The organism is Streptomyces sp. NPDC001532 (assembly GCF_040298625.1).
GTDB lineage: Bacteria > Actinomycetota > Actinomycetes > Streptomycetales > Streptomycetaceae > Streptomyces.
On the sequence record NZ_JBEPAL010000017.1, the window covers coordinates 69,812 to 88,592 of the forward strand.

Genomic DNA, 18,781 nt, shown 5'->3' on the forward strand with positions numbered 1-18,781 from the left:
CCCGCCGGCCTCAGATCACCTTCAGCCGTACCAGCGCCCCCAGCGTCAGCGCGCCCGGCAGCAGCGGCAGCCACACGGTGATGATCCGGTACGCCAGCACCACCGCCGTCGCCACCGCCGCCGGGCCGCCCGCCGCCACCAGAGCCACGATCAGCGCGGCCTCCACCGAGCCGATCCCGCCCGGTGTGGGGATCAGCGCCACCGCGACCGTCGCCGCCAGATACGCGACCGCGATGTGCCACAGCGGCACCGGCAGCCCGAACGCCTGCCCCACCGCGACCAGACCGGCCGCCTGGAGCGCGGGGAACGCCAGCGAGCCGCCCCACAGCGCCAGGGCCCGCGACGGACGCCGGTGCACCGAACGGGCCTCGCCGAGCGCGGTGCGCAGGAACGAGCCGGCGGTCGCGCGCAGCCGCCGTACGCACAGCAGCGCGAGCGCCACCACCCCGGCCGCCGCGCCGACGGTGAGCAGCAGCGGGCCGACCGCGCCGGCCGGCAGCAGCGGGCCGAGCCGCAGCGCGCCCGGGAAGGCGATGAGCAGCACGGCCAGCAGCCCCACCCGGCCGATGCTCTCCGCCAGCAGATAGAGCGCGAGCGCGGCCGAGGACCGGGCGAGCGGCAGCCCGCACACCGTTATGAACCGCAGGTTGACCGCGCCGGCGCCCAGCCCGCCGGGCAGCAGATGGTTGGCCGCGCCGGCCGCGAACTGGGCGGCGAGCAGCCGTCGTCCGGGCAGCCGCTCGACGACCGCGCCCTGCCGGGTCACGGCCGCCGCCACCCAGGTCAGGCAGGTCGCGCCGACGGCCGCCAGCAGCCAAGGCCACCGGGCCGTCGCCAACTGCCCGAACCCTTCGGCGAGCACAGCCCGGTGCCGTACCGCGACCACCGCGACCAGCGCGAGCGGGAGCAGGCACAGGAGCGGGCGCACGGGGAGGCGCCGGGATGGTCCGAGGCGGCCGGGGCGTCGGGGGAGCGGAACCGTCGTCACACTCGAAGAGGTTCTCCGCCGCGTCCCAACGGCACGTTGCGCGGGCTGGACCACGGGCTTACGGACGCCCGTCCGGCCGCCCTTGACCTCAACCTTGGTCGAGGTCCTACCTTCGGCGGCATGAGCATGGAGACCACGGCGTGGACACAGCTGCACAGCGTCCTCAACGCCCAGGACGACCGGCGGCCCTTCGCCCGCGCCACCCTGCGCCGCATCGGCGCCTTCGCCCGCCCGCACCGCCGCCGCATCGCCCTGTTCGTGCTGCTCGGGGTGGTGACCGCACTGCTCGCCGTCGCCACCCCCGTGCTCGCCGGACTGGTCGTCGACGCGCTCGTGTCGGACGGCGACGAGCGCACCGTCGTACGGCTCGCCCTGCTCATCGCGGTCCTCGCGGTCGTCGAGGCGGCCCTCGGCATCCTCGGCAGAAGGCTGTCGGCGACCCTCGGCGAGGGCCTCATCCTCGATCTGCGGACGGCTGTCTTCGATCATGTGCAGCGCATGCCGGTCGCGTTCTTCACGCGTACCCGTACGGGCGCGCTCGTCAGCCGTCTCAACAACGACGTCATCGGCGCCCAGCGGGCGTTCAGCAACACCCTCTCCGGAGTGGTCGCCAACCTCGTCACCCTGGTGCTCACCCTCGCCGTGATGCTCACCCTGTCCTGGCAGGTCACCCTGCTCGCCCTGGTGCTGCTGCCGGTGTTCGTGCTGCCCGCCCGCCGGATGGGCCGCCGGATGGCCCGGATGCAGCGCGAGGCGGCCGCCCTCAACGCGGCGATGGGCACCCGGATGACCGAGCGGTTCTCCGCGCCCGGCGCCACCCTCGTCAAGCTGTTCGGCCGCCCCGAGGAGGAGTCCCGCGAGTTCGCCGACCGCGCCCGCCGGGTCGCCGCCATCGGCATCCGCACCGCGACCGCCCAGTCCGCGTTCATCACCGCCCTCACCCTGGTCTCCGCCCTGGCCCTGGCCCTGGTCTACGGCCTCGGTGGCACCCTCGCCCTGCGTGGCACCCTGGAACCCGGCGCGGTCGTCTCCCTCGCCCTGCTGCTCACCCGGCTCTACGCGCCGCTCACCGCGCTCGCCGGAGCCCGCGTGGAGGTGATGAGCGCGCTCGTCAGCTTCGAGCGGGTCTTCGAGGTGCTGGACCTCGAGCCGCTCATCGAGGACCGGCCCGACGCCCGGCCGGTGCCCGACGGTCCGGTCGCCGTCGAGTTCGACGACGTCCGCTTCGCCTACCCGTCCGCCGACAAGGTCTCCCTCGCCTCCCTGGAGGAGGTCGCGACCCTCGACACCTCCGGCGGCGCCGAGGTCCTGCACGGCGTCTCCTTCCGCGCCGAACCCGGCCGCACCGTCGCCCTCGTCGGCTCCTCGGGCGCCGGCAAGTCGACCGTCGCACAGCTGCTGCCGCGGCTCTACGACGTCGACGCCGGCGCCGTACGCATCGGCGGCGTCGACGTGCGCGACCTGAGCGCCGACTCGCTGCGCGCCACCCTCGGCATGGTCACCCAGGACGGCCACCTCTTCCACGACACGGTCCGCGCCAACCTCGCGCTCGCCCGCCCGCGGGCCACCGACGACGAGCTGTGGGACGCGCTGCGCCGGGCCCGCCTCGACGACCTGGTGCGCTCGCTGCCCGACGGCCTCGACACGGTCGTCGGCGAGCGCGGCTACCGGCTGTCCGGCGGCGAACGCCAGCGGATGACCATCGCCCGGCTGCTGCTGGCCCGCCAGCGCGTCGTCGTCCTCGACGAGGCCACCGCCCACCTGGACAACACCTCCGAGGCGGCCGTCCAGGAGGCGCTGGCCGAGGCGCTGCGCGACCGGACCGCCATCGTGATCGCGCACCGGCTGTCCACGGTGCGGGCCGCCGACCTGATCCTGGTGCTGGAGGCGGGCCGCGTCGTGGAACGCGGCACCCACGAGAGCCTGCTGGCGGCGGGCGGACGGTACGCGGAGCTCTACCGCGCCCAGTTCGAGGAGCGCGGCCCGGTCGGCGCGGCCGCGGTGTGACGGGCCGACGGCAGCAGCGGGGCGTCCGTGCGGGCCGCGATCTCCTCGAAGGCCACCCCCGGGGCGGTCTCGACCAGCGCGAAACCGTCCTCGGTGACGTCCAGGACGCCGAGGTCGGTGATGACCCGGTGGACGCACCGCTCGCCGGTCAGCGGCAGCGAGCACTGCTCGACGAGCTTCGGCGAGCCGTCCCTGGCGGTGTGCTCCATCAGCACGATGACGCGCCGGGCCCCGTGCACGAGGTCCATCGCCCCGCCCATGCCCTTGACCATCTTGCCCGGGATCATCCAGTTGGCCAGGTCGCCCGCCGCCGAGACCTGCATGGCGCCGAGCACGGCCGTGTCGATGTGGCCGCCGCGGATCATGCCGAAGGAGAGCGCCGAGTCGAAGAAGCTCGCCCCGGGAAGGACGGTCACCGTCTCCTTGCCTGCGTTGATCAGGTCCGGGTCGACCTCGTCCTCGGTGGGGTACGGGCCGGTGCCGAGGATGCCGTTCTCCGAGTGCAGGACGACCCGGACGTCCGGCGGGAGGTGGCCGGGGATCAGGGTGGGCAGGCCGATGCCGAGGTTGACGTAGGAGCCGTCGGTGAGTTCGGCGGCGGCGCGGGCGGCCATCTGGTCGCGGTTCCAGGCCATCAGGGACGTACCGTCCTCTTCTCGATCTGCTTGTCGGCGGCCTCGTCGGCACTGAGCGCGACGACCCGCTGGACGTAGACGCCGGGCAGGTGCACCTCGTCGGGCCGCAGCTCGCCGGGTTCCACCAGCTCCTCCACCTCGGCGACCGTGACGCGCCCGGCCATCGCGGCGAGCGGGTTGAAGTTGGCGGCGGCCCTGCGGAAGCACAGGTTGCCGTGCCGGTCGCCGCGCCAGGCCCGCACCAGGGCGAAGTCGGTGGTGATGCCGTGCTCCAGGACGTGCGGGCGCCCCGCGAAGTCACGGGTCTCCTTGGCCGGGGAGGCGACCGCGACCGAGCCGTCGGGCGCGTACCGCCACGGCAGGCCCCCGGTCGCGACCTGGGTGCCCACGCCGGCGGGCGTGTAGAAGGCGGGGATGCCGGCGCCGCCGGCCCGCAGGCGTTCGGCGAGGGTGCCCTGCGGGGTCAGCTCCACCTCCAGCTCACCGCTGAGGTACTGCCGGGCGAACTCCTTGTTCTCGCCCACGTACGAGCCGGTGACGCGGGCGATGCGGCCCGCGGCCAGCAGCACGCCCAGACCCCGGCCGTCCACGCCGCAGTTGTTGGAGACGACCTCCAGGCCGCTCGCGCCCTGCGCGTACAGGGCGCGGACGAGGACCTCGGGCACTCCGCTGAGCCCGAAGCCGCCGACGGCCAGTGAGGCCCCGTCGGGGATGTCGGCGACCGCCTCCCGGGCGCTCGCGCTGACCTTGTTCACGAATCGGTCCTTTCAACCGGGGAGCACGGAGGACCAGCCGCCGTCGACGACGAGGTTGGCGCCCGTGATGTACGCGGCCTCGTCGGAGGCCAGGAAGACGGCCGCGTTCACGACGTCGTCGGGGAGCCCCACCCGGCCCAGCGGGATGTGGCGGGCGATCGAGCGCATCGGGTGGTCGTCGGCGAGCAGATCGCCGCGCGAGCCCTCGGTGTCGATCATCCCGGGACTGACGCAGTTGGCGCGGACGCCGTACGGCGCGCCCTCCGCGGCCAGTTGCCGGGTCAGCGCGATCACCGCGCCCTTGGACGCGGAGTGAGCCGTGCGCCGGTTGGTGAGCGAGCCGGTGAGACCGGCGGTCGAGCCGACGGTCAGGACGCAGCCCCGGGCGCGCACGAGATGCGGCCAGGCCGTCCGCACGCTCAGCCACACCGAGTCCAGCTCGGCGCGCATCGTGAACGAGAAGTCCGCGTACGGCTGGGCGTCGACCGCGCCGAAGCGCACGGCACCGGCGTTGGCGTACAGGATGTCCACGCCGCCGAACGCGCCGACGGCCTCCTCGACCCAGGAGCGCACGCGGTCCTCGTCGGTGACGTCCAGCGGGCCCGGGGTGAGGGCGGTGCCGCCCACGCGGGCGATCAGCCGCTGGGTCTCCAGCGCCTCCTCGTGCCGCAGATCGCCGCCGACCACCAGCGCGCCCTCGGCCGCGAACCGCAGCGCCGCCGCCCGGCCCTGCCCGCGGGCGGTGCCGGAGATCAGGGCCACCTTGCCTTCGAGCCGCTTCATCCGCCGGCCTCCGCGCGCAGCGCGTCCGACACCGACTTCACACCGCCGTGCGCGGTCAGCCCGCCGTCGACGGGGATCTCCGCGCCGGTGACGAACGACGACTCGTCCGACAGCAGGAAGACCACCAGCGGGACCACCTCGTCCACGGTCCCGGTGCGGCCCAGCGGGGTCTCACGGATGTTGGCCCGCCGGAACGCCGGGGCGGCGGACGCGGTCATCTCCGTCTCGATGTAGCCGGGGTGGACGGTGTTGACGCGGATGCCGCGCGGGCCCAGCTCCAGCGCGGCGGTCCTCGACAGGCCGCGCAGCGCCCACTTGCTGGTGGTGTAGGCGACCGGGTAGTGAGCGGTGAGCGCGGCCGACGAGCCGACGTTGACGACCGACGACCCCGGCGGCATCAGCGGGGCCAGGTGCTGGATGCCCAGCAACGGCCCGGTGACGTTGACCGCGTGCACCCGCGCCATGTCCTCGGGACGCACGTCGCCGAGCCGGGCGCGCCAGGTGACGCCGGCGTTGTTGACCAGGCCGTGGACGCGGCCGTACGACTCGCGCAGCTCGGCGGCGAGCGCCGCCCACTCCTCGTCGCTGGTGACGTCCAGGCGCCGGCAGCCGGGCGCCTCGGTCACATCGGTGGCGACGACCCGGGCGCCCTCCCGGACGAGCGCCTCGGCCTCGGCGGCGCCCTGGCCACGGGCCGCGCCCGTGACCACGACGACCTTGCCGAGCAGCCGCTTGGGGTGCAGCTCGCTCACACCCGCTCCCTCGAGCGGCGGCGGCCGGCGGGCAGCGGCACCGGATCGGCGCCCGGCACCACCGTGTTGGAGACCGTGCCGATGCCCTCCACGGTCAGCGTGACCGTGTCGCCGGGCTTCAGCGGCGGCGGTGTCCGCTCCCCGCGCACGCCCCACAGCTCGGCGAGGCAGCCGCCGTTGCCGCAGGTGCCCGAGCCGAGGACGTCGCCCGGGACGACCCGGGTGCCGCGGGAGGCGTAGGCGACCATCTCCTCGAACGTCCAGCTCATGTGGGACAGCAGGTCCCGGCCGACGACCTCGCCGTTGACCTCGGCGGTCAGCGCGAGGCGCAGGAAGCCCTCGTCGTCGCGGTACGGGTCCAGCTCGTCCGCGGTGACCAGGTACGGGCCGAGCGTGGTGGCGGTGTCCTTGCCCTTGCACGGGCCGAGGCCGACCTTCATCTCCGCGGACTGGAGGTCGCGTGCCGACCAGTCGTTGAACACCGTGTAGCCGACGATGTGGTCGCGGGCCTGACCGGGGGTGAGGTCACGGCCCTCGCGGCCGATCACCGCGGCCACCTCCAGCTCGAAGTCGAGCACGGCCGAGCCGGGCGGCACGGGGATGTCGTCGTGCGGGCCGTACACCGCGTGCGGGTTGGTGAAGTAGAACGTCGGTGCCGCGTACCACTGCTCCGGCACCCCCGAGACACCGTCCACCGACCGCCGGACACCCTCGACGTGCTCCTCGAAGGTGACGAAGTCCCGCACGGAGGCGGGCTGGAGCGGCGGCAGCAGCCGCACCTGGGAGACGTGCGGTCCGGGCGGCACGTCGAGCGAGGCGGCACCGGCGTCCAGGAGCGCCGGCAACCCCTCGCCCACGGAGAGGAGTTCGGTCAGCGAGCGGACCCCGGGGACCGGGTAGAGGGTGCCGTCGTCGGCCACGACGGCGACGCGCTGCTGCTGGTGCTGCGCGTAGGAGGCGAAACGCATGGGTCGGCTCCTCTCACACCGGCGGGGCGACGAACACGCCGCGGTCGACGTCGTTGAAGGACTCCTTGGCGATCAGCTCGTTCATCGGGTTCGCGGTGCCCCACTGGTCGGTGACCTCGGGCTGGGAGAAGTCGTAGACGTGCGGGTGCCAGGTGTCCTCGTCCAGGAGCTCCAGCTCGGTGGTGTACTCGACGGTGTTGCCGTGCGGGTCGAGGAAGTACGTGAAGGTGTTGTCGCCCGCCATGTGCCGGCCCGGACCCCAGAGCTTGCGGTGGCCGGCCCGGATCACCCGGCCCGAGCCGCGCATGTACTCGTCCAGGCCGCGCATCTCGAAGGAGACGTGGTGCAGCGAGGTGTGCGGGCCCTTCGCCAGCGCCATCGAGTGGTGCTGGTTGCTGATCCGCATGAAGTGCATGACCTCGCCCATGTGCGGCGAGCTGAGCGTGTCGGACAGGCGGAAGCCGAGGTGCTGCTCGTACCACTGCCGGGTCCGGTCCAGGTCGGGGGAGTTCAGGACGACGTGCGACAGCTTGACCGGGATGGCCTCCTTCTCCTCGATCTTGCGGTGCTGCCGCACCTCGACGTCCGCGGAGACCTCGATGGTGCGGCCGTCCACGTCGAAGAAACGGAAGCCGTACCCGCCGCCGGGCGTGTCGACCTTGCCCGGCCGGGAGATCAGCTGGACGCCGCCCGCGAGGAGCCGTTCGGCGAGGGTGTCGACGTCGGCCGGGTTCGCGGCCCCGTAGGAGACCAGGTCGAGGCGCTTCTCGTCGGACTTGCGCAGCCGGACGACGTACTGCTCCGGGGAGCCCTCGGCGGCCAGGAAGGAGATGCCGGAGTCCTCGGCGACCTTGGTCAGGCCCCAGACGCCCGCGTAGAAGTCGAGCTGCTTGTCGTAGTCGGGCACGGCCAGGTCGACGTGCCGCAGATGGGTGAGCAGGCGCATGGTGTCAGTCCTTCCGGAGGAGGGCGGCGGCGTTGCCGCCCCGTACGGCGTGGAAGTCGGCATCGGGCAGATGCGCGGCGCGCAGCGCGCCGAGCGGGTCCTCGGTGCCCATGTCGAAGGGGAAGTCGGAGCCGAGCAGCACCCGGTCGGCGCCCGCGGCGCGGATCAGCTCCCGCAGCACGTGCGGGTCGTGCACCAGGGAGTCGAAGTACAGCCGCCGCAGATAGCTGCTGGGCAGGTGGGCGCAGCCGGCGCCCGCGTCGGAGCGGGCCGACCAGGCGTGGTCGGAACGGCCGATGTGGGTCGGGAGATAGCCGCCGCCGTGCGCCGCGAGCACCTTCAGCCCCGGATGGCGGTCCAGGACACCGGAGAAGATCAGGTGCGAGAGGGCGACGGCGTTCTCGGTGGGCTGTCCGACGGTGTTGGACAGGTACCAGCGGTCCAGACGCTCGTCGAGCGTGCAGCCGAACGGGTGCAGGAAGACGATCGCGCCGGTCTGCGCCGCCCGTGACCAGAAGGGCTCGTAGGCGGGGTCGGACAGCTCCCGGCCCGGCGCGTGGCTGGAGATCTCCACGCCCGCCAGGCCCAGTTCCAGCGCGTGGTCCAGGGCGGGCACCAGCTGCTCGGGGTGGTGCAGCGGCACGAGGCCGAGGCCGCGCAGCCGGTCCGGGGCGGCCGCGCAGTGCGCGGCGGTCGCCTCGTCGGCGAGCCGGTACACCTTCTCGGCCGTGGCCGCGTCCGTCCAGTAGTGGTAGTGCGACGGGGAGGGGCTGACCAGCTGGACGTCCACGCCCTGCGCGTCCATCGCGGCCAGCCGCACGGCGGGATCGGTCAGCCGCGGGATGCGGTCGCGCACCATCGGGCCGTTGACGGCGAGGGCGTCGGGGCCGTTGCGGCGGGCGTCCAGGGCACGGGCCGCGTCGTGGCCGGGCAGCCCGGCCACCAGCGCCTCGACCTCCGGCAGCAGGACATGGGCGTGGACGTCGACGGTGGGTGGGGTCACGGCAGTTCCCTCAGCATCGTCATCGTGCGGGCCATCAGTCCGGGCACGTCCGCGTCCCGCACGCCGTCCAGCTGCCACTGCCCGAGCTGTACGGACGCCTCCACGACCGGGCGGACCCGGCCGATGCGCCGCTCGTAGTACGCCTGGAACAGCGCGTCGTCCCAGTCGTCGGAGCCGGTCAGCAGCTCGGCCAGCACCCAGGCGTCCTCCAGGGACATGGCGGCGCCCTGCGCCAGGGTGGGCGGGCAGCAGTGCGCGGCGTCACCGGCCAGCACCACCCGGCCGCGGTGCCAGGAACCCTCCACCAGCATCCGGTCGAACCAGGTGTAGTTGACCTTCGCCGGGTCGGTGATGTGCGCGGTGATCTCCGGCCAGAACCCGCCGTACGAGGACGCCAGGCGGCGCATCTCGTCGGCGTAGGAGTCGGCCGGGATCGACGCCCGGTCGCGGTTGGCCTCGACGACGTAGGCGTAGAGCGTGGTGTCGCTGGTCGGGCAGTACCCGGCGATGTAGGCGGGGCCGCCGTAGGCGAGGTCGGTGCGCACCACGCCCGCCGGGCGCGGGGCCGCGATCCGCCAGATGGCCATGCCGGTGGGCTCGGGCTTGGCGGTGATGCCGATCGCCGCGCGGGTGGCGGAGCCGAGGCCGTCGGCGGCGATCACCAGGTCGTAGCGGGACTCGGTGCCGTCGCTGAGACGCACGCGCACACCGTCGCCGTCCTGCTCCAGGATCTCCGCGCGGGTGCCCAGGCGGACCGTGGCGCCGGAGGCGCGGACCGCGTCGATCAGGATCCGCTGGAGCTGCGGGCGCTGCATGCCGACCGTGGCGGGCAGGTCGTCGCCGCCGGTGCGCAGATCGCGCTGGACGTGCAGGACCGTGCCGTCGGGGGCGGTGATGCCGACCGAGCCGAAGCCGAAGCCGGACGCCTTCACCTGCTCCCAGACGCCCAGTTCGCGCAGCACGCGCAGGGCGTTGCCCTGGAGGGTGATACCGGAGCCCGCGGTGGCGTTCCAGTCGTCCTTGGCCTCGACCAGGTCGACGGCGAGGCCCGCGCGGCGCAGCAGGATCGTCACGGCGTTGCCGGCCGCGCCGCCGCCGACGACGAGGACCGTGCGGGGTTGGGTCATGGGGAACTCCCTTGTTCCTCAAGCGGGTTGAGGGCTGTTGAAGGCCGGGCTACTTGACGGCGATCGGGTTGACGGGGGAGCCGACCGCGCCGGTGATGGGCAGCGGCGCGGCGGTGAGCCAGAACTCGTACACGCCGTCCGTGGCGCAGTCCTCGGCCAGCGCCTCCAGGTCCCACATCTCGCCGATCAGCAGACCGGTGTTGGGGATGACCACCTGGTGCAGTGGCTGGAAGGCGTGCTCGAACTCGTTGGGCCGCACCTCGAAACCCCAGGTGTCGGTGGCGATCGCGGCGATCTCCGTGCCGTGCAGCCAGCCCGCCGTGGTGAAGGACAGACCGGGCGCCGGACCGCCGGCGTACTCGCCCCAGCCGTCCCGCCGGACGCGGGCCAGCTGCCCGGTGCGGACCAGCGCGATGTCCCCGCGGCCCACGGTCACCCCGTGCGCCTCGGCGGTCGCGGTCAGGTGCTCCGCGGTGATCGCGAACCCGTCGGGCAGCTCGCCGTCCTCCCCGACGACCCGGCCCACGTCCAGCAGCACACCCCGCCCCGCGACATGCGGCGCCATGTGCTCGATACCGGTGACCAGGTCGCCCTCGGAGGTGACGACCTTCTCCGCGGGCCGCCCGTTCCACGCCTTGCCGTGGTCGAAGATGTGGCCGAGCCCGTCCCACTGGGTGGAGCACTGCAACGGCATCGCGATCACGTCGTCGGCGCCGCCGATCCCGTGCGGGAAGCCTTGGTTGCCGAGGGCGGCGTCGGTGCCGGTGTCCAGCATGGTGTGCACCGGGTTGGTGCGCCGCCGCCAGCCCTTCTGCGGGCCGTTCATGTCGAACCGCTGCGACAGCGAGAAACTGACCCCGCGCCGCACCAGCGCCGCGCCCTCACGGCGCTTGGCCTCGTCGAGGAAGTTCAGCGTGCCGAGCACGTCGTCCTCGCCCCAGCGGCCCCAGTTCGAGTACGCCTTCGCGGCCTCGGCGATCGCGCCCTCGGGGTCGTCGCGGTTCACGAGGTCTCCTCCGCGACACAGCGGGTGCGCTGCGCGCCGAGACCGGTGACGGAACCGTCCATGACGTCGCCGTCGCGCAGCAGCCGGCCCCAGTGCATGCCGTTGCCGGACGGGCTGCCGGTCAGCACCAGGTCGCCGGGGAGGAGACGGGCGCTCTGCGAGGCGTACGACACCATCCGCGCCACGTCGAAGATCATGTCCTTGGTGGACTCGTCCTGCATGGTCTCGCCGTTGAGCTTCAGCGTCACCCGCAGGTCGCCGGGGTTCGCGACCGACTCGGCGGGCACGATCCACGGACCGAGCGGGGTGAAACCGGGCGCGTTCTTGCTGCGCAGCCAGTCGGTGCCGATCTGCGGCATGTCCCGGCGGAAGACGGTCGCCCGGTCGGTCAGGTCGTTGGCGATGGTGTAGCCGGCGACGTGTTCCAGCGCCTCCTCGACGGACACCTGGTACGCGGGCCGGCCGATGACGGCCGCCAGCTCCAGCTCCCAGTCGGGCTTCTCGGCCCAGGCCGGCAGCACCACGTCGTCATAAGGGCCGGTGATGGCGCTCGGCAGACCGATGAACACGTACGGCAGGTCCTCCGCCGCCCGCCGGTCCATGATCTCCGCCGCCTCGGCGCGCCGCTCCTCGTCCGGCCGGTCGTCGCCGGGCGCGCGGTGGGCCACGTGCAGATCGATCACGTGCTGCCGGTAGTTGGCGCCGGACTGGAAGACCTGGCGCGGCTCCACCGGGGCGTGCACCCGGAAGCCGGCCAGCGGCTCGCGGCGCGCGCTCTCGTCGTCGGCCAGCGTCCGCAGCCTGGGCAGCGCCGCAGCCCAGTCGTCCAGCAGGCCCCGGACCGTCAGCCGCGGCGCGTCGAAGGCGACCCGGAGGTCGAGCACCTTGGCGTCCGGGGTGACGAGGGCGGGGAAGGCGGGCCCGTCGGGAGCGGAGAGGGTGGCGAGCGCGAAGGGTCCGGCGAAGAGAGCCGACGCGGGTTCAGGTTTCACGAACATGTCCTCCTGATTGCGGTGTGACTAATCTGGACCCGCCACCCGTGATCAGGGAAATAGATTCTGTGGATGATCGACATCCATCGCGTTTATATACTGCGGGTATGCTCTGGCTTCGGCGCCGTACCGCAAGGGGAGTCCCGTGAATCTGGCCCGTCTCGACCTGAACCTCGTCGTCGCCCTGCGCGCCCTGCTGGAGGAACGCAACGTCACCCGCGCCGGACAGCGCGTCGGCCTCAGCCAGCCCGCGATGAGCGCCGCCCTCGCCCGGCTGCGCCGGCACTTCGACGACGACCTGCTCGCCCGCGTCGGCGGTCACTACGAGCTGACCGCCCTCGGCCAGGTCCTCCTCGACCGCACCTCCACCGCCTACGCCGTCCTCGAACGCCTCTTCGCCAGCCAGGCCGACTTCGACCCCGCGCAGGAGAGCCGCGAGTTCAAACTCGTCGCCTCCGACTACGCGGTGGCCGTCTTCGGCACCGAACTCGCCCGCGTCGTGCACGAGGAGGCCCCGGGCATCCGGCTGCGGTTCACCCAGACCCCGCCCACCGTCGTCGACGACACCGCCACCCTGCTCAGCGCCACCGACGGACTGCTCATGCCGCACGGCGTCATCAGCGACTTCCCCGCCACCGACCTCTACGACGACCGGTGGGTCTTCCTCGTCTCCGAGGACCACCCGAGCGTCGACGACCGGCTCACCCGGCAGGACCTCGCCCGGCTGCCCTGGGTCACCTACCAGCGCACCTACGACGCCCCGGCCGTCCGCCAGCTCGGCATGCTCGGCATCGAACCGCGCGTCGAGGTCTCCGTCGACAGCTTCCAGCTGCTCCCGCTCCTCGTCGCCGGCACCCGCCGCATCGCCCTGGCCCAGGCCCGCCTCGCCCGCCTCCTCGCCCCGCTCGCCGCGGTCCGCGTCGTGGAACCCCCGTACGAGGCGGTCCCCCTGCGCGAGGCCCTGTGGTGGCACCCGGTCCACACCCACGACGCGGCCCACATCTGGCTGCGCGAGACGGCGGCACGGGTGGGGAAGCGGCTGGGGGAGGCGGGGGCGGCGGGGGGCGGCGGGGGAGACGGGTAAGGCGGTGGAGGGGGTCTGAGCGGGAGTGTCGGGGAGGGGGTCTGAGCGGGAGTGTCGGGGAGGGGGTCTGAGCGGGAGTGTCGGGGAGGGGCCCTGAGCGGGAGCGTCGGGGCGTGAGCGGGTGCGGGAGGGTGTGAGCGGGTGCGGGGCCGGGGAGCGCCCCCGCTCGGGGCGGTATCCACGCCCTGGATCAGCGGCATCCGGAACTCCGATCGCCCCGGGGCTGGGCAGGCCGGTGCGCGGGACGCATAGTCGTGGCACATCGCGCGCCGGCCGGCCCTCCTCGCCCGCCATGCGGCGCCGCCCTCCCGCCTCGCTCCCTGGAGTGCCGCCATGCCCGCTTCCGCCCCGCCCGCTCCAGACCCCGGCGCCGCCACGGCCGTCCCCGGCAGGCTGCCCGCCGTCCTGCTGATGGCCGGCAGCTGTCTGCCCGTCCTCGGCGCGGTGCTGCTCGCGCCGGTGCTGCCCCGGATGCAGGACCACTTCGAGGACGTGGCCGGCAGCACCGCCCTGGTGCCGCTCGTGCTGACCGTGCCGGCCCTGTCGCTGGCCCTGCTCGCCCCGTTCGCCGGCGTGGTCGTCGACCGGCTCGGCCGCAAGCGCCTGCTGGTGGCCGCCACCGTCCTGTACGCGCTCTTCGGCACCGTCCCGCTGTGGCTGGACTCCCTCTACGGCATCCTGGCCAGCCGCGTCCTCGTCGGCGTCGCCGAGGCGGCCGTCATGACCGCCTGCACCACGCTGATCGGCGACTACTACTCCGGCCGGGTCCGCGACCGGTACCTCGCCCTGCAGACGATGTGCGCCTCCGCCTCCGCCACCGTCTTCTTCGTCCTCGGCGGCGCCCTCGGCGCGGCCGGCTGGCAGGCGCCGTTCTGGCTCTACACCGTCGGCCTGCTGCTCGCCCCGGCCATGGCGAAAGCCTTGCCGGCCCCGGCCCCCGAGGCGCCGCGGACCTCCGCCGAGCCCGCCGCGCCGCGCCCCTTCCCGGTGCGCCGGATGGCCGGGATCTGCCTGCTGACGGTCTTCGGCGCGATCGTCTTCTACACCGTTCCCGTGGAGATGGCCTATCTCCTCGACGACGTCGGTGTGGCCTCCACCGGCGCGATCGGCGCGGCCACCGCCCTCGCCAGTGCCGCCACCGTCCTCGGCTCGATCGCCTTCACCCGGCTCACCGACGGTCCGCGACGCCGGCTGCCCGCCCTCTTCCTGCTGTGCGCCGCCGGGTTCGGGATCATGGGCCTCGCCGACAGTCCGGCCCTGCTGATCGCGGGCGCCGTGGTCAACTGCGTCGGCACCGGGCTCCTGCTGCCGTCGCTGCTGACGCTCGCCATGTCCCGGCTGGACTTCGCCGACCGGGGCCGCGGCACCGGCTTGTGGACGTCGGCCTTCTTCCTCGGTGAGTTCGTCTGCCCGCTCGTGCTGCTCGGCGGCCAGGGCGCGCTCGGCGACCTCGCCACGTCCGTCGCCCTGCTCGGCCTGGTCACCGCCCTCATGGCCGCCGTACTCCTGCCCCTGACGACGGCCGGCCGCGCCAGGGCGACCGGCACCGCCGTGGACGCGGGCAGCCCGACGGCGCCGTAGCCGGCGGGCGCGGACGCTCCCGCGCCGGGCGGGCGTTACGCGGCGGTGCCGGTGGGGTACCGGTGGACGCGCGGTGCGGTCCACTGCCGTCCGCAGCGCGCTGGGAGGCAGACGTGGACGCTTCGGTGGACCGGATCGCGGACCGGATCGCGGACCGGATCGCGGACCCGTGGGGCGGACGTACCCCGTACGGACGTCATGAGCCGTGGCCCGTGCGGGTGGACACCCACCTCGCCGAGGGCGTCGAGGCGCGCCGGGTGGAGCGGTGGGTGCAGACCGCGTCGCTCCTGCACTCCGACGGCGACGCCATGGACATCGCCGTCGTCGACGGACGCATGGCCGGGGTGCGCGGCCGGGCCGGCGACCGCGTCAACCGCGGCCGGCTCGGCCCGAAGGACCTCTTCGCCTGGCAGGCCAACGCCTCACCGGACCGGCTGACCAGGCCGCTGATCCGGCGCGAGGGGCGGCTCGTGGAGTGCGACTGGGACACCGCCATGGCGCACGTCGTCGGCCGCACCCGGGAACTGCTGGATGAACGCGGCCCCGGCTCGATCGGCTTCTACACCTCCGGACAGCTGTTCCTGGAGGAGTACTACACCCTCGCCGTGCTGGCCCGCGCCGGCATCGGCACCCACCATCTCGACGGCAACACCCGGCTGTGCACCGCCACGGCCGCCGAGGCACTGAAGGAGTCCTTCGGCTGCGACGGCCAGCCGGGCAGCTACGACGACATCGACCACGCCGACGTCATCGCCCTGTTCGGCCACAACGTCGCCGAGACCCAGCCCGTGCAATGGATGCGCGTCCTCGACCGGCTGGCGGGCGGCGACCCGCCCCGCCTGCTGTGCGTCGACCCGCGGCCCACCCGGGTCGCCCGCGAGGCGGCCGTCCACCTCGCGCCCCGCGCCGGCACGAACGTGGCGCTGCTCAACGCGCTGCTCCACGAGATCATCCGCACCGACCGCGTCGACCACGCCTACGTCGAGGCCAACACCGTCGGCTTCGAGGAGTTGGCGGCCCGGGTGGGCGGTCACGGCCCCGACGGCGACACCCAGGGGCGCGCCGCGAACGAGACGACGGTCACCGACTGGGATCCCGTCTCCAAGCAGCCCCTGTTCAAGACCGCCGCGGCCGCGCTGCGGCTCGTGGCACGCGGCGACGGCAGCGCCGCGCCCGCCCCGACCACCACCGCGTCCGCCCCCGTGCGCGCCGACGCGGTCCCGGCCACCACCGGCGGACCGGCCGCCCTCGTGACCGAGTCGGCCCGGCCCGCCCGCCGCGAGGAGGACCCCGAGTGAACGGCATCACCCTCACCTTGAGCCCTCCACCACGGCGAGCGGCGGCTCGCCCGGCAGCTGACGGCGCTGGCCGAACGGCACCGCACCGACCACGAGGTCCACCACGTCGCCACCGACCTCGCCCGCTGGTCCGCCGAGCACGTCCGGCGGCTGGCCGAGGCCGCCGAGCCGCACGGCCTCGACCTCGCGGCACCCTCCGAGAACGCGGAGAAGGCGGAGCACGCGGAGACGGCCGCCGAAGCGCTCGGTCACCGCCCCGAGCCGGGCCTGCTGCTCCTGCGCGACCTGCGCGCGGTGCATCTGGCCGCCGCGGAGAACTCCCTGTACTGGGAGATGCTCGCCCAGGCCGCGCAGGCCACCAGGGACGACGGCCTCCTGGCCCTGGCCGGCGGCTGCCACCCGCGCACCCTGCGCCAGATGCGCTGGACCAACACGATGATCAAGAATCTCTCGCCACAGGTCCTCACGAGCGTGTGAACCGCGCCCCGAGAGCGAGCGGGCACGGCGTGCCTACCGCCCCGTACCGGCATAGCGTTCCCCTATGGGCGATGCCGGTACGGCTGATCCGGCCACCGAGGACGACGAACTGCGGGCGGCCTTCGCGGAGACGGTCCGCCGCACCGGCGCGTCCATCGGCGCGCTCTACCTGGTCGCCCCCGACGAGCACGTGCTGAGCCTGCACCTGCTGGCCGGGGCGTCCGCCGAGCTGGCCGCCCCCTGGGCGCGAGTGCCGCTGGCCGCACCGGCACCGGTGGCCGACGCGGTCCGCGACGACCGTCTGGTGTGGGTGGCGAGCCACGAGGAGATGTCCCACGCCTACCCGCGCACCGCGATGGCCCTGCCCTACCCCCTGGCGCTGGTGGCGGCGCCGGTCGACGGGGTCCGGCGCTGGGGAGCACTGCTGCTGATGTGGCCGGCCGGCCGGCCCCCGTACATGACCGGGCGGGAACGCGGCAACGTCGAGTCCAGCTGCCGCCGGCTGGCCCTGCTGCTGGACGAGGCCGCCGAACGCGGGCGGCCCCCGGTCCCCGCCGACCGCCCGCGGGTGGTGCCCGCCGAGGTCGACCGCCCCGCCGCGGGCTCGTCCTGGGCCGCCACCGACTTCATCGAACGCCTGCCGGGCGGCAGCTGCGCGCTCGACCTGGAAGGCCGCTTCACCTACCTCAGCTCCGGTGCCTGCGAACTGCTCGGCGCCGACGCCGGCCGGCTGCTCGGCACCCGGCCGTGGCAGTCCCTGCGCTGGCTCGACGACCCCACCTACGAGGACCGCTACCGCGCCGCCGTGCTCAGCCGCGAGCCGGTGTCCTTCACCGCCTGCCGCCCGCCGGGCCGCTGGCTGGAGCTGCACCTGTACCCGGACGCCAGCGGCATCAGCATCCGGGTCGTGCCCAGCGGCGCCCCGCCTCCGCCCGTCCCGGCGCCCCGCCTCACCTCGCGCGCCGTGACCCCGGCCCGCGCCGGACAGCTCTACCAACTGATGCACCTGGCCGCCGCGCTCACCGAGGTCGTCGGTGTCCAGGACGTCATCGACCTGGCCGCCGACCAGATCATGCCCGCCTTCGGCGCCGAGGGACTGGTGCTGTCCGCCGCCGACGCCGGCCGCCTGCGGATCACCGGCCACCGCGGCTACGCCCCCGAGGCCATCGAACGCCTCGACGGCCTGCCCATCGACACCGCGTTCACCCCGGCCGGGCGCGCCCTCAGCAGCGGCATCCCCGCCTTCTTCGCCGACGTCGAGGAGATGCGGCGCATCTACCCCGAGGCCCCGCTGGTCAGCGGCAAACAGGCTTGGGCCTTCCTGCCGCTGGTCATCTCCGGCCGGCCCGTCGGCATCTGCATCCTGTCCTACGACCACCCGCACGACTTCTCGTCCGAGGAACGCGCCGTGCTGACGTCGCTCGCCGGACTCATCGCCCAGGCGCTCGACCGGGCCCGGCTCTACGACGCCAAGCACGACCTCGCCCACGGCCTCCAGGAGGCGCTGCTGCCGCGCGCCCTGCCCGCGGTCACCGGCCTGCGGGTCGCCGCCCGCTACCTGCCCACCACCCGCGGCATGGACATCGGCGGCGACTTCTACGACCTGCTCCGCCTCGGCGACACCGGCGCCGCCGCCGTCATCGGTGACGTCCAGGGCCACAACGTCGCCGCCGCGGCCCTCATGGGCCAGGTGCGCACCGGCGTCCACGCCCACGCCACCGTCGGCACACCTCCCGACCAGGTCCTGCGCGCCACCAACCGGCTCCTCGTCGACCTCGGCCCCGACCTGTTCACCAGCTGTCTCTACGCCCAGCTCGACTTCGCCCGCCGCCGCGTCACGCTGGCCAGCGCCGGCCATCCGCCACCGGTGCTCCGCCTCCCCGACGGCGACACGCGGCCGGTCGTCGCCCCGCCCGGCCCGCTGCTCGGCATCGTCCCCGACGCCGTCTTCCCCGTCACCGAGATCCCGCTGGTCCCCGGCATGCTGCTGCTCTTCTACACCGACGGCCTCGTCGAGGCACCGGGCGAGGACCTGGACGAGTCGATCGCCAAGCTCGCCCGCCATCTCGCCCACGCCGACACGCGGGACCTGGACGCACTCGTCGACGAGCTGCTGCGCAAGGGGGGCACGGCGGGACAGCGCGCCGACGACATCGCCCTGCTGGTCCTGCACCACCAGCCGGAGCCGGAGCACTGACGCCGCGCCGAGACCGGCGCACGGCCGAGGCCGTGGGCGCTGCGCCGCCTTCGGGGACGGTTCACGGCCGAGGTGGAGGGCAGACGCGCCGCCTTCGGGGACGGTTCACGGCCGAGGTGGAGGGCAGACGCGCCGCCTCCAGGGACGGTTCACGGCCGAGGTGGAGGGCAGACGCGCCGCCT

The 18,781-nt window shown here is 74.0% G+C and carries 15 protein-coding genes and 2 pseudogenes; 6 read left to right on the plus strand and 11 right to left on the minus strand.

The features are described from left to right. Nucleotides 1–10 precede the first annotated feature (10 nt). The gene (locus tag ABT232_RS17800) at nt 11–928 is read right to left on the minus strand and encodes a lysylphosphatidylglycerol synthase transmembrane domain-containing protein (RefSeq protein WP_351840853.1); all 918 of its coding nucleotides are present in this window, start codon (nt 926–928) and stop codon (nt 11–13) included. Nucleotides 929–1,114: 186 nt separating this feature from the next. Between ABT232_RS17800 and ABT232_RS17805 the strand changes: the two genes are divergently transcribed. Continuing rightward, a complete protein-coding gene (locus ABT232_RS17805) occupies nt 1,115–2,995 on the plus strand; it encodes an ABC transporter ATP-binding protein (RefSeq protein ID WP_351840938.1) in 1,881 nt (626 codons plus the stop codon). Here the strand turns inward: ABT232_RS17805 and ABT232_RS17810 are convergent. Genes ABT232_RS17810 through ABT232_RS17855 form a run of 10 tightly spaced genes read right to left on the minus strand, consistent with a single transcriptional unit; the run spans nt 2,944 to nt 11,968 of the window. Next, nucleotides 2,944–3,630, minus strand: a complete 687-nt coding sequence (locus ABT232_RS17810; RefSeq protein WP_351840854.1) for a CoA transferase subunit B — start codon at nt 3,628–3,630, stop codon at nt 2,944–2,946. The genes ABT232_RS17805 and ABT232_RS17810 overlap by 52 nt on opposite strands. Then, nucleotides 3,630–4,385, minus strand: a complete 756-nt coding sequence (locus ABT232_RS17815) for a CoA transferase subunit A (RefSeq protein ID WP_351840855.1) — start codon at nt 4,383–4,385, stop codon at nt 3,630–3,632. Before ABT232_RS17815 ends, ABT232_RS17810 begins: the two co-directional genes overlap by 1 nt. 12 nt (nt 4,386–4,397) lie before the next feature. Then, nucleotides 4,398–5,168, minus strand: a complete 771-nt coding sequence (locus ABT232_RS17820; protein ID WP_351840856.1) for an SDR family NAD(P)-dependent oxidoreductase — start codon at nt 5,166–5,168, stop codon at nt 4,398–4,400. After that, nucleotides 5,165–5,920, minus strand: coding sequence for an SDR family NAD(P)-dependent oxidoreductase (locus tag ABT232_RS17825; protein ID WP_351840857.1), 756 nt, complete (start codon nt 5,918–5,920; stop codon nt 5,165–5,167). The genes ABT232_RS17820 and ABT232_RS17825 overlap by 4 nt, the downstream gene beginning before the upstream one ends. Next, nucleotides 5,917–6,888 carry a fumarylacetoacetate hydrolase family protein gene (locus ABT232_RS17830; RefSeq protein ID WP_351840858.1) on the minus strand — a complete coding sequence of 324 codons (972 nt, stop codon included), beginning with the start codon at nt 6,886–6,888 and terminating at the stop codon, nt 5,917–5,919. The genes ABT232_RS17825 and ABT232_RS17830 overlap by 4 nt, the downstream gene beginning before the upstream one ends. A 13-nt stretch (nt 6,889–6,901) precedes the next feature. Beyond that, nucleotides 6,902–7,834 (minus strand): VOC family protein, encoded by a 933-nt coding sequence (locus ABT232_RS17835; RefSeq protein ID WP_351840859.1) that lies wholly within the window; start codon nt 7,832–7,834, stop codon nt 6,902–6,904. A gap of 4 nt (nt 7,835–7,838) precedes the next feature. After that, nucleotides 7,839–8,837 (minus strand): amidohydrolase family protein, encoded by a 999-nt coding sequence (locus tag ABT232_RS17840; protein ID WP_351840860.1) that lies wholly within the window; start codon nt 8,835–8,837, stop codon nt 7,839–7,841. Beyond that, nucleotides 8,834–9,964 carry an FAD-dependent oxidoreductase gene (locus ABT232_RS17845; protein ID WP_351840861.1) on the minus strand — a complete coding sequence of 377 codons (1,131 nt, stop codon included), beginning with the start codon at nt 9,962–9,964 and terminating at the stop codon, nt 8,834–8,836. Before ABT232_RS17845 ends, ABT232_RS17840 begins: the two co-directional genes overlap by 4 nt. 49 nt (nt 9,965–10,013) lie before the next feature. After that, on the minus strand, nt 10,014–10,970 hold the full coding sequence (locus ABT232_RS17850; protein ID WP_351840862.1) for a cyclase family protein: 957 nt from the start codon (nt 10,968–10,970) through the stop codon (nt 10,014–10,016). After that, nucleotides 10,967–11,968: a fumarylacetoacetate hydrolase family protein gene (locus ABT232_RS17855; RefSeq protein ID WP_351840863.1), complete on the minus strand. Its 1,002-nt coding sequence runs from the start codon at nt 11,966–11,968 to the stop codon at nt 10,967–10,969. The genes ABT232_RS17850 and ABT232_RS17855 overlap by 4 nt, the downstream gene beginning before the upstream one ends. Before the next feature lie 139 nt (nt 11,969–12,107). Between ABT232_RS17855 and ABT232_RS17860 the strand changes: the two genes are divergently transcribed. The 5 genes and pseudogenes from ABT232_RS17860 (at nt 12,108) to ABT232_RS17880 (ending at nt 18,599) form a co-directional block, all read left to right on the plus strand. Further along, nucleotides 12,108–13,046 carry a LysR family transcriptional regulator gene (locus tag ABT232_RS17860; RefSeq protein WP_351840864.1) on the plus strand — a complete coding sequence of 313 codons (939 nt, stop codon included), beginning with the start codon at nt 12,108–12,110 and terminating at the stop codon, nt 13,044–13,046. Between the two features lie 333 nt (nt 13,047–13,379). Next, nucleotides 13,380–14,627: an MFS transporter gene (locus ABT232_RS17865; RefSeq protein ID WP_351840865.1), complete on the plus strand. Its 1,248-nt coding sequence runs from the start codon at nt 13,380–13,382 to the stop codon at nt 14,625–14,627. Nucleotides 14,628–14,752: 125 nt separating this feature from the next. Continuing rightward, nucleotides 14,753–15,667: pseudogene (locus ABT232_RS17870) on the plus strand (molybdopterin-dependent oxidoreductase); the annotation flags it as partial. A 254-nt stretch (nt 15,668–15,921) separates the two neighbouring features. Continuing rightward, nucleotides 15,922–16,402, plus strand: a pseudogene (locus tag ABT232_RS17875) (hypothetical protein). A 64-nt stretch (nt 16,403–16,466) separates the two neighbouring features. Then, complete coding sequence (locus tag ABT232_RS17880; protein ID WP_351840866.1) at nt 16,467–18,599, plus strand: SpoIIE family protein phosphatase; 2,133 nt, start codon at nt 16,467–16,469, stop codon at nt 18,597–18,599. Nucleotides 18,600–18,781 lie beyond the last annotated feature (182 nt).